Source organism: Microcystis sp. M049S2, from assembly GCF_020245625.1.
Taxonomy (GTDB): domain Bacteria; phylum Cyanobacteriota; class Cyanobacteriia; order Cyanobacteriales; family Microcystaceae; genus Microcystis; species Microcystis ichthyoblabe_A.
Map to the genome: position 1 here is coordinate 1 of NZ_JADBUN010000075.1, position 9,852 is coordinate 9,852.

The following is a 9,852-nucleotide window of genomic DNA, read 5'->3' on the forward strand; positions in this document are numbered from 1 at the left end:
AAATCCAACATCTACCATTGGGTTAGAAGTCAGTTATCAGTTATCAGTTATCAGTTATCAGTTATCAGTTATCAGTTATCAGTTATCAGTTATCAGTTATCAGTTATCAGTTATCAGTTATCAGTTATCAGTTATCAGTTATCAGTTATCAGTTCACTGAGAAAACTCCCCACACCCCACACCCTACACCCCACACCCTACACCCCACACCCCACTTCTTATGAGAGATTCCATGTCGGGCCATCTAAGAGTACAACAACACTGCCTCAATCAAGTTAAATTAGCAGTGAGAAAGCAGGGCTTTAGCAGTCAACGCTCCTTAGCCAAAGAAGCTGAATTTAGTCTGGCTACTGTCAGCAACTTCCTGACTGGTAAACCGGTAGAACAAGCCACTTTTGAACAAATTTGTCGTCGATTATGCCTGGACTGGCAAGAAATCGCCGCCCTGAATTTTCAGCTAAAAACACCCCCTGAAGACAAAATTCCGGTTAATTCGGCAGCCAAGAGCGAAAAATTGGACACATTACCCCCCTATCCCAATGGGGCAGTTCCCCTTGGTTCCCCATTTTATTTAGAACGTCTTCCCCTCGAAGAACAGATAAGGCAGGAAATCAAGAAACCGGGGGCTTTAGTGCGGATAAAGGCTCCCAAAGAAATGGGCAAAACTTCCCTACTTTTGAGAATGCTCGATTTTGCCAAACAGCAAGGCTACCGCACGGTGAGTTTGAACTTAGAACAGGTGGACCAGACGATTTTGGCTGATTTAAACCAATTTTTGCGCTGGTTGTGTGCCAATGTCGCTCGTCAACTACAGTTAAAACCCCAATTAGATGAGTATTGGGATGAGGATTTAGGCAGCAAGATTAGCTGTACCGCCTATATCCAGGACTATATCCTTGAATCAATTACTGCCCCCATTGTCCTCGCTCTCGATGAACTTAATCAGATTTTTGAACATCCCCAAGTGGCCAAGGATTTTTTACCGCTGCTGCGTTCTTGGTACGAAGAAGCCAAAACCCTACCTATTTGGCAAAAACTCCGTCTTATCGTCGTCCATTCCACAGAAATTTATGTTCCCCTGCAGCTCAATCAATCCCCCTTTAACGTGGGATTCCCCGCACAGCTAAGTCATTTTAGTCTGGAGGAGGTATTAAAATTAGCCCAACGTTATCAACTCACTTGGGAAAATCAGGAAAAAGTCCAACAACTGATGGAGTTAGTGGGAGGACACCCAGCTTTGGTGCAAACCGCCCTCTACTATCTCAGTCGGGAGGAAATAACCATGACGCAAATATTAACCAGTGCCACCTCCGTCACGGGGATCTATGCCCATCACCTGCGGCGCCATTGGGCAGTATTAGAACAACAGCCTGAACTAGCAAAAGCCCTCGATCGGGTGATGAGCGCCGTGGAACCCTTACAATTAGACCCAATTCTCGCTTACAAACTCAGCAGTATGGGACTACTCAAACAATCAGGAGATAAAGTGGTACCAGGCTATGAATTGTATCGACGCTATTTTTTAGAGGTGAAATCCTCTATCAGTTATCAGTAAACAGTAATCAGTTATCAGTGAGGGTGTAGGGTGTAGGGTGTGGGGTGTAGGGTGTGGGGGGAATAAATAAAATAATCTCCTGACGACCGGCTCCTATCTCCTGACTCCTATCTCCTGACTCCTGACGACCGGCTACTAACCCCACCAACAAACTTTTTGCCGCAAACCCTACTTATGAATATGTCAATCAAAGATACTGTCCAAAATACTGTCAACGTTAGTAATTTTAGTCGCTCGCAACTCGGTCGGCCGGATGAGAACAATTTATATAAGGCAGTCGCCACAATTACTGAGGGACATTGGCCGGAAAATCTGTCGGGATACGTTTTTATCGTCTGTCCTTTTCATAGAAAAAATGACCGTCATTTGTTCTCTGGCGAAGGTGTAATTATTAGATGGGACTTGCAAGGTAAAAATAATCAAGTTAACGTTTACAGTAAAAAACTGAAAACTTGGGATAGTTTTTGGCGAAAAGTTTTACCGATATTTAATATTAGTCAAGCCACTTTTCCTGCCGTGGTCAGCATTTTGGGTTGTTCAGAAATAGCGAATACTGCTATGGTTAAACTAGAAAAAGTTGCCGAAGAGCAACAACTAGAAGAAACCCGATTAATTCTCACTGCCGATGCGGGACGTTACTGGGAAGTGGATCCGGTTTCCCTGGATACTATCACTCCGATTGGTTATTTTGACCAACATATTGTTTCCGTGCCTTTGTCTATTTTCCCAGTCCTAGAAAATACCGCTCATCCCTTCTACGACAAAAAAACCAAAGAATTTATCACCTGTGAATTAAAGCTAAAACTTGTATCGGGAGGTATGTTAAAAGATTTAGATAAATCGGTGTATATTGTTCTTTGGGATCAACAAAAACAACTTAAACCCTGGAAACTACAGGGAGCTATCCTCGATGGTAGTCCCCATTCGGTCATCGTCACCGAAGATTATATCATGATTCCCGATATGCCCTTTCAGATGGGAGTAGCCAAACTATTAGGTATCAGAATTAAGCCTGAAGAAACCTATCCGAAAACTCAAATTTATCTGGTTAAACGTCAAGATCTCAAGGAAGAAGAAACCACCGTTCCCTCGCGATTAATTACCTTCAATGGCGACAGTTATCACTTCCTTTGTAGTTACTATAGTACCAACGGTCAAATTCAGATTGTGGCCATCCAAAATGCCACTATTAGTTTAACCGAAGCGATCGAAAAAGACGATATCCAACATTTTACCGGTCAGAGTTATCCCCCCGAATACCACGGCATCCCCTGGATGTTTTCCTTTGACCCCGGAGTGCTGCGCAAAGTGGTTATCGAAGATGCCAGGGTGATGAGCGAACAGGCTTTCGTCCATCCGGGGTGGTTCTCTACCACTCTCTACACCGCCGACCCGCGGGAATTGGAACAGGGATACAGCGCCATTTATCAGGTTTATGCTGGTTATGTGCGCGAATTAATCTGTCGTCGTCAGTATATGGATTGTCGCGACCAAAGTAATCGCATCCTCAGCGATGCCGAACTTCCCTGTCATGACTTGCCCTCGGTATTAGCCAAGGTTCCCTTCGATAAGGATTGGAATCAGTTAACTGAACAGATTAGCCAAGAACAAAAAGCCAGTGATACTCATGTATCACATTTAGGTCGGGGACCACTGGATTTTTATGTTTGTCCCGATGGCTATATTTTAGATAGCATTCAGTTTATTCCCCAAGAACAGGGCTATCTATTTACGACGGTTTTAACCCCGACCAGAGTATTAGAAGCTTGGTTATTTAACCCTGACAATCTCAAGGACGGACCGATTGCTAAACTGAGTTTGCCGGAAGATGTTCACTTTGGTTTTACCTTGCATTCCGAGTATTTCGAGCAAGTGTTGCCTTCTCCCCGTCCTTCCGTCTCACAGGTAAATCGAGTCCTGTCAGCCTTGCGGAGTCTTGTTTTAGTTCCCGTAGAATTTTTCTTGGGGAGACCCGCAGCCATTTACAATCGCCAAGTAAAAAAATGATTGTTCTCAACGGATACGACATTCTTGCCCAAATCTACGAAAGTGTTAACTCGGAAGTCTATCGGGCGGTTCGCACCGCCGATAATCAACCCGTTATGCTCAAAATCCTCAAGCAAGAATATCCCACCACCCAAGAACTAACCCACTACAAACAGGAGTATAAAACCATCTGCGGTCTGAACTTCGAGGGGGCGATTAAAGCCTATGGTTTAGAAACCTACCGCAGAACTCCCGTGATTATTTTGGAAGATTTCGGGGGTGTATCCTTAAAAAAATGGCTAGGGGGCAAACCTCTGGCCTTAAGGGACTTTTTAAGCCTTGCACTCCGAATAGTGGCTAATTTAGAGAAAATTCACAACGCCAAGGTTATTCACAAAGATATTAATCCTGCCAATATAGTTCTTAACCCCGAAACCGGACAGATTAAAATCATCGATTTTGGCATTGCCAGCGTCCTGCAGCGGGAAAATCCGGGGCTAAAAAATCCCAACGTCCTGGAGGGGACTTTAGCCTATATTTCTCCCGAACAAACCGGACGGATGAATCGCAGTCTCGATTACCGCACGGATTTTTATTCCTTGGGCGTTAGCTTCTACGAACTTCTCACCGGACAATTACCTTTTCGGGCTAACGATGCTTTGGAATTAGTTCACTGTCATCTGGCTAAACAACCTTTGGAGATTAATAGTCTCGTCAGGGAGAAAATTCCCCCAGTGGTGGAAGCAATCATCAGGAAACTGATGGCTAAAACCCCCGAGGAACGATACCAAAGTGCCTACGGTATTCGAGCAGATTTAGAAGAATGTTTAAGACAACTAGAAACAACGGGTAAAATTGAGGATTTTGTCATCGCTAGGCAAGATCTAGCCAATCAGTTCCAAATTCCCCAAAAACTCTACGGTAGGGAGATAGAAATCGCCACTCTCCTCACTGCTTTTCAACGGGTAGCCACCGCGGATAAAAACTCCTCTCGCACCGAACTGATGCTAGTTACCGGTTATTCTGGCATGGGTAAAACCACCCTAGTTAAGGAAATTTATCAGCCAATTACTGAAAAACGCGGCTTTTTTATCTCTGGTAAATTTGACCAATTTCAGCGCGATATTCCCTATGCTGCCGTGATTAGTGCTTTGACTCATCTCGTCAAGCAACTTTTGGGGGAAAGTCAGCCACAACTGCAACTATGGCGACAAAAACTCTTAAAGTCTTTGGGGGCGAATGCACGGGTTATTATTGATGTGATTCCCGAACTGGAATTAATTATCGGTTCACAACCAGAGGTGTTACAATTAGGAGCGATCGCTACTCAAAATCGCTTTAATTTAGTCTTTAAAAATTTTATTCGCGTCTTTTGTTCCCCAGAACATCCCCTGGTCATCTTTCTCGATGATTTGCAATGGGCAGACTTGGCTAGTCTCCAGTTAATAGAATTAATTATGCTCGATGGCGATATGGACTATTTATTTTTAATTGGTTCCTATCGCAGTAACGAAATTAATTCCACCCATCCCCTAAGTGCTACTCTCGATAAATTAGAGCAGGGGGGCATAATTATCAATCAAGTTATTTTAAAACCTCTGGGTCTTGAACAGGTAAATCGGTTAATTGCTGACACCTTAAATCATTCCCTTGATTATGTGCAATCTTTGTCCGCTTTAGTCTGGCAAAAAACCCACGGGAATCCTTTTTTTGTCAATGAATTTCTCAAAACTATCTACTGGGAAAATTTGCTATTTTTCCAACCAGGGCAGCAAAAAACCACTAAAAACGATAATAATAGGGGTTATTGGCAATGGCATCTAGGCCAAATTCAAAGGATTGGTAGTACCGATAATCTGATTCAATTTATGATGGGCAAAATGCAGAAATTGCCCCCCGAAACCCAGGAAATTTTAAGTTTAGCAGCTTGTCTTGGGGCAGAGTTTAATTTATATAGTCTGGCAGTAATCTCTGAAAAATCACCTCCAGAACTTTTACCAATTTTAACTTCTAGTAGCGAAGCTGGTTTAATTATTCCCCTCTCAGAATTGGATGAACAATTACTGATTCAAGAATATAAATTTGCTCATGATCGCATTCAACAAGGAGCTTACGCTCTCATCGAAGACAGCAAAAAATCTTTAATTCATTTGAAAATTGGTCGCCTACTTTGGCAGCATACTGCCGCCAATGAATTATCGGAAAAAATTTTTAAAATAGTCGATCATCTCAATCTTGGTTATCAACTAATTAGCGAGGAAAAAGAACGAGAGTCAGTGGCTAACTTGAATTTACTAGCAGCCCAAAAGGCAAAAGCAGCTAATGCCAAAACTGGAGCCTTAAAATATATTAAAATCGCTCAAAAACTTCTCAAAAAATCAAGCTGGAAAAATAACTATCAACTGACTTTAGATATTTATTCTGAAGCCACAGAAATCGCCTATTTAAGTGGGGATTTTGAGCAGACGCAACGCTGGGCTAATCTCGTATTAAAACAGGCAAAAACAACCCTAGATAAGGTGAAAGTTTATGAAGTCATCATCGAAGCTTATCAAGCCCAAAATCACGAACTAAAAGCGGTAGAAATTGGTTTATCCGTCCTCAAAAGCCTAGATTTCGAGATTCTTGAATCCTTAAAATCATCAGATATTAAGGAAGAACTCAATAAAACTAGGCAAAAATTAGCGGGTCAAAATATCGAAAATTTAAGTAATTTACCGCCGATAAATGAGGAAGAAAAATTAGCAATCATGAAGATAGCGAGTGCCATATTTCCTCCTGTTTATATTGCCGCACCTCATCTCTTACCCATCCTAGTATCAAAACAGGTTAACTTATCAATTGAATACGGCAATAGTTATCTAGCGGCTTTTACTTATGTCAATTATGGCTTAATTCTTTGTGGTCTTTTAGAAGATTGGGAAACGGGTTATCAATTTGGACGATTAGCTTTAAACATTGCTGATAAATTTCATGCCAAAGCCCTGATGCCGAAAATAATTGCCGTCTTTTCCGCCACTATTAGTATCTGGAAAGAACCGATTAAAAATTCCCTGTCCTTGTTAAAATCTTCCTATCAAACCAGTTTAGAAATGGGCGATCTCTACTACGGAACAACCTGCGCCTATCTTTACTGTTTTCATTCCGCCTTTATCGGACAGGAATTAACCGAATTAGCCGGAGAAATAGCTAACTATGATCTGGCTTTTGTTAAGCTCAAACAAGAAAACACCCGCAACTATCTAAAAATCTACGGTCAAACAGTTTTAAATCTGCTGGGGCGCTCGGAAAATTCCAGCCGTTTAGAAGGAAAATACTATCAAGAAACTGTTATGTTACCGTACCATCTAGAGGCTAATGATCTCTATGGTCTCTGTGCTTTATTTGTTAATAAATTATACCTTTGTTATCTATTTGGACAGTACGAAACAGCCATTGAAAATGCTAACCAAGCCCAAAATTATCTAGGGGGAGCCACCGCTACTTTCTTGATTTCTCTGCATAATTTCTATGATTCCCTCGCTCATTTAGCTATTTATAATCATCTGGACAATGACCAAAAACAGCAAGTATTAGAACGAGTGAAGAATAATCAGAAAAAGCAACAGGAATGGGCCAATCAAGCCCCCTCTAACTATCTCCATAAATTTTACTTAGTGCAAGCGGAAAAAGACCGGGTGCAGCAATCCTATCTAGAAGCCATAGAAAACTACGATCTAGCCATCGCTAAAGCCAAGGAAAATGAATACATTAATGAAGAGGCACTGGCTAACGAACTAGCGGCGAAATTCTATCTCGATTGGGGTAAAGTAAAAATTGCCAAAACCTACATCAATGAAGCTGCTTATCTCTATTCTATTTGGGGAGCAACAGCTAAAGTCAAAGATATAGAAAGCCGCTATTCTCAGTTAATGGTCAATAATTATGGTTCCAATTCCCCGACCGAAACTAGGAGAACTACCACCAGAAAAAATTCAGTTAGTCATTCGGGAGAACTGTTAGATTTAGCCACGATTATGAAAGCATCCCAAGCCATTTCTAGCGAGATAGTTTTAGATCAATTACTCGCCACCCTGATGAAAATTCTCATCGAAAATGCGGGGGCGCAGCTGGGCTATCTTATCCTAGAAAGCGGCGGACAACTACTGATTGAAGCCTCCGGTTCAGTGCAGGAAGATAGGGTGACAGTCTTTAAATCTCATGCCATCGAAGAACATCTTCCCGTCTCAATTATTTACTATGTAGCCCGGAGCGGTCAAACCGTTCTGAATAACGATGCTGCCCATGAGGGCGATTTTAGCAACGATCCCTATATTAAAACCCATCAAACCAAATCCCTGCTCTGTTCGCCCCTCCTCGACCAAGGACAACTGCGGGGAATTGTCTATCTAGAAAATAATCTCACCGTCGGGGCTTTTACCCAAGAAAGATTGGAAGTGCTGCAACTGCTCTCCAGCCAAGCGGCGATCGCAATTACTAACGCCAAACTCTACGCCGAAATCAAAGCCAAACAGAGACAACTAGCGCAATTTTTAGAAGCGATGCCGGTGGGGGTATTCGTCCTCGATGCTGGCAGTCAACCCTATTATGCCAATCAAACCGCCCAAGAGATTTTGGGAAAAGGGATAGTTAATATCACCACGGCTAATCAGTTGGGGGAAACCTATCAGTTATATCAAGCTGGAACCGATCGATTGTATCCCACCGAAGACCAGCCGATTGTCCGAGCTTTAAGGGGGGAAAAAAACACGATGGATGATATAGAAGTTCACCAAGGAGAGAAGATTATCCCCCTAGAAGTGTATGCCACGCCTGTTTTTGACGAAAAAGGAGAAATTATCTATGCGATCACCGCTTTTACCGATATTAGCGAACGAAAACAGGCAGAAGCGGAACGGATTCGCTTTACCGAAGAATTAGCCGAGTATAGCCGCACCCTAGAACAGAAAGTGCAGGAGCGCACCCTGGAACTCAGCCAAACCCTAGAAATTCTCAAAGCCACCCAAGCAGAATTACTGTTTGAAAATGAACTGCTCAGAAGCACCGAAGAATCTAGCACCTTTGACTACCAAGTGGGGGGCAGTTTACCCATGGATGCCCCCACCTACGTGGTTCGCGCCGCCGACCGTTATCTCTATAAAGCCCTCAAACGCGGCGATTTTTGCTATGTTCTCAATCCCCGTCAAATGGGTAAGTCTAGTTTAATGGTACGCATGATCGATCACCTCCAACACGAGGGCATCTGTTGCGCTCCTATTGATTTAACCCGCATCGGCAGCGAAAATGTCACTTCTGACCAATGGTACAAGGGGATAGCCTTCGAGTTAGGGCGACGTTTTGGCCTGCTCAAAAGGGTTAATCTTAAAGCTTGGTGGCAAGAACGGGAAGATGTCTCGGCAGTGCAGCGCTTGGGCGAATTTATCGAAGAGGTGTTATTGCTGGAAGTGGGGATACTGGACGGTTCTCCCCCGAAACCAATCGTGATTTTTATCGATGAAATCGATAGCGTTTTGGGCTTAAATTTTGCGGTTAATGACTTTTTTGCCCTGATTCGTTCCTGCTATAACCAGCGCGGTTTTAACCCGCTCTATCGGCGTTTGACCTTCGCTTTCTTTGGTGTTGTCACCCCCTCCGATTTAATTACTGACCACCAAATCACCCCTTTTAATATCGGTCATTCGATTCAATTGGAGGGTTTTAAGGAACACGAAGCCCAGCCTTTACTGCGCGGATTGGCCGAGAAAGTTAGTAACCCGCAAACTGTCTTAAAAGAAGTCTTTGCCTGGACAAACGGTCAACCTTTTCTGACCCAAAAACTCTGTCAGTTAATTCGCACCGCCACCTCGCCGATTCCCCCCAATGGTGAGGCCCCCTGGATTGAGGACTTAGTACAGAAGAAGATCATTGACAATTGGGAGGCTCAGGATGAACCGGAACATCTGCGGACTATTCGAGATCGACTTCTCAACAGTCATCGCTCCCAGTTGCTCCTGAGACTCTATGAACGGATTTTAAGGGAAAAAGAGGTGATTGCCGAGGATAGCCCCCCAGAAAAAGAGTTACTTTTATCGGGGTTGGTGATCAAAGACCAGGGCCGGCTGCGGGTCCATAATCCCATTTATCAGTCAATCTTTAACCTCCATTGGCTGGCCCTGGCAAAATCAACCTAATAAGTAGGGCTTGCTGAATAAATCTAAAAACCTTGTTGGATAAGGCTTTTAGACTTTTTTGACCTCAAAAAGTGCCGACCATTGGAGGGATCAGGGGTAAAATTCAGGTACTTTTTCCCTGAAAATTAGGTAACTGACTAC

General features: G+C 43.1%; 3 protein-coding genes. All 3 read left to right on the plus strand.

The window, feature by feature from the left end; all coding sequences use genetic code 11:
- Nucleotides 1–220 precede the first annotated feature (220 nt).
- The 3 genes from IM496_RS06300 to IM496_RS06310 all read left to right on the plus strand — a co-directional run bounded on the left by IM496_RS06300 (nt 221) and on the right by IM496_RS06310 (nt 9,711).
- Complete coding sequence (locus tag IM496_RS06300; protein WP_104397432.1) at nt 221–1,555, plus strand: AAA-like domain-containing protein; 1,335 nt, start codon at nt 221–223, stop codon at nt 1,553–1,555.
- A gap of 174 nt (nt 1,556–1,729) precedes the next feature.
- Nucleotides 1,730–3,562, plus strand: a complete 1,833-nt coding sequence (locus tag IM496_RS06305) for a carotenoid oxygenase family protein (protein WP_287661566.1) — start codon at nt 1,730–1,732, stop codon at nt 3,560–3,562.
- Nucleotides 3,559–9,711 carry an AAA family ATPase gene (locus IM496_RS06310; protein WP_287661567.1) on the plus strand — a complete coding sequence of 2,051 codons (6,153 nt, stop codon included), beginning with the start codon at nt 3,559–3,561 and terminating at the stop codon, nt 9,709–9,711. Before IM496_RS06305 ends, IM496_RS06310 begins: the two co-directional genes overlap by 4 nt.
- Nucleotides 9,712–9,852 lie beyond the last annotated feature (141 nt).